This window comes from Pollutibacter soli, assembly GCA_029269725.1.
GTDB classification, from domain to species: domain Bacteria; phylum Bacteroidota; class Bacteroidia; order Chitinophagales; family Chitinophagaceae; genus Pollutibacter; species Pollutibacter soli.
Genome location: JARJHS010000018.1, coordinates 1 through 1,788, shown reverse-complemented (window position 1 = coordinate 1,788; position 1,788 = coordinate 1). Strand labels below are relative to the sequence as shown.

At 40.6% G+C, this 1,788-nt stretch carries 2 protein-coding genes; both read left to right on the top strand.

Features of this window, described 5'->3' with window-relative positions; translation table 11 throughout:
• Nucleotides 1–206, top strand: a 206-nt coding sequence (locus P2W82_RS24635) for a hypothetical protein (RefSeq protein ID WP_336518624.1), incomplete at its 5' end; no start/stop codon positions are given.
• The gene (locus P2W82_RS24630; RefSeq protein WP_336518623.1) at nucleotides 133–1,677 is read left to right on the top strand and encodes an IS1182 family transposase; all 1,545 of its coding nucleotides are present in this window, start codon (nucleotides 133–135) and stop codon (nucleotides 1,675–1,677) included. The genes P2W82_RS24635 and P2W82_RS24630, both read left to right, overlap by 74 nt.
• The last annotated feature ends 111 nt before the right edge of the window (nucleotides 1,678–1,788 follow it).

The window sequence follows — 1,788 nt, the reverse complement described above, 5'->3', positions numbered from 1 at the left end:
GAGGCTGTCTCAAAAGTAAAATGAGGCAGCTTTTTTTATTTTCAGTTTTGGATATAGGTTTATACACAATTGAGCTGTATAAAAAGGAGGTTAGGAAAATGAGAGTAGTACTGTTTTTGTGGGATGTTTTCTATGCCAAAAGGAAAAACATTAGCGGTCATTTTCAAGCAATCACATCAACATCAGGGTATGCTGCTTCCTCCTGAGTTAGGAGAGTTGGTAGCTGCGAATCATCCGGTACGCGTCGTTAATGCGGTATTGGATAAGATTGACATAACACCTGTTGTTAAGTTATACAAAGCCGGCGGAACCAGCAGTTATCATCCGCGGATGCTGCTCAAAATACTGGTTTACGCTTACATCAATAACATTTACAGTAGCCGCAGGATAGAAGAAGCTGTAAGCAACAATATCCATTTTATGTGGCTGGCGGGTATGCAAAAACCTGATCATAATACGATCAACCGCTTCAGGGGGCAGCGTTTACAATCGACACTAAAACCTATTTTTCATCAGGTGGTGCTGTTATTGTGTGAAGAAGGATTATTGAACATTAAGGAACTGTATACGGATGGAACAAAAATAGAAGCCAATGCTAACCGCTATACGTTTGTGTGGGGCAAAGCGATTAAAACCAGCCGGGAACGGATCAAAGATCAACTCAATGAGCTATGGAAGTATGCGCAAAGCATAGCAGCCAGCGAACTGGATGATACCGATCCTTCAGGTTTTGATAAAATCGATAGCGACAAAGTAGAGCAGACAATCAATGCTATCAATGAAGCCATCAAAGACAAAAAGGTGAAGGCTGACATTAAACAGAAATTGAATTATGCCAGAAAGAACTGGCCGGAGAAGCTGAAAAAGTATGAAGAGCAGGAAAGGATCATTGGTGAAAACAGAAGCAGCTACAGTAAAACAGATAAGGATGCGACCTTCATGCGGATGAAGGAAGATCATATGCGTAACGGCCAACTAAAGCCAGCCTATAATGTTCAGATCAGTACCAATAATCAGTTCATCGCCTCTTATTCCCTCCATCAGCAATCGACAGACACCAATACGCTCATATCCCATCTGCAGGATCATATTAAAGCCTATAAAAAAAAGCCCTCCAACCTCACAGCTGACGCCGGTTATGGTAGTGAACAAAATTATCAATGGCTGGAGGATAAGCGCATTACTGCCTATGTAAAACACAACCAGTTTGACCGCAATCAACATGAAAACACCAGAAATAAAAATCCCTATGCTGCCGATAAATTAGTTTACAATGAGGCAAAAGATCAGTTTATCTGTCCGTCCGGTAAACCTATGAAGTACATCGGGCAGCATATTAAAAAAACGAAGGCTGGTTATGAACAGGTTATTGACAACTACAAAGCAAAAAAATGTGCAGGCTGTCCACTGAGAAATCAATGTCACGATCAAAAAGGGAACCGGATTATCCAGGTAAATCATAACCTGAACCGGCTTAAAACAAAGGCGGACAAAAGACTAAAATCCAAACGAGGCATTCAAAAGCGCAAACAAAGATGCTTCGACACAGAACCTGTGTTTGCCAACATCAAAAACAATCATCACTTCAAAAGATTTTATCTCCGAGGCCTCAATAAGGTGAATGTTGAAATAGGACTGATCGCTATAGCGCACAATCTAAGGAAAAAAGTAGCCTGACAAACATTAAAAACATACACTTCATCGAAATCCTTGATGGGTAATTGAAAAAACTTATACGCCAACCTAAAAAAATAAAAAGAGGCCGACTCATTGTTTTGAGACGGCCTC

Bases quoted from the DNA above. Each gene is read 5' to 3' on its own strand.
- P2W82_RS24630 (WP_336518623.1), top strand. From the start codon at position 133: ATGCCAAAAGGAAAAACATTAGCGGTCATTTTCAAGCAATCACATCAA.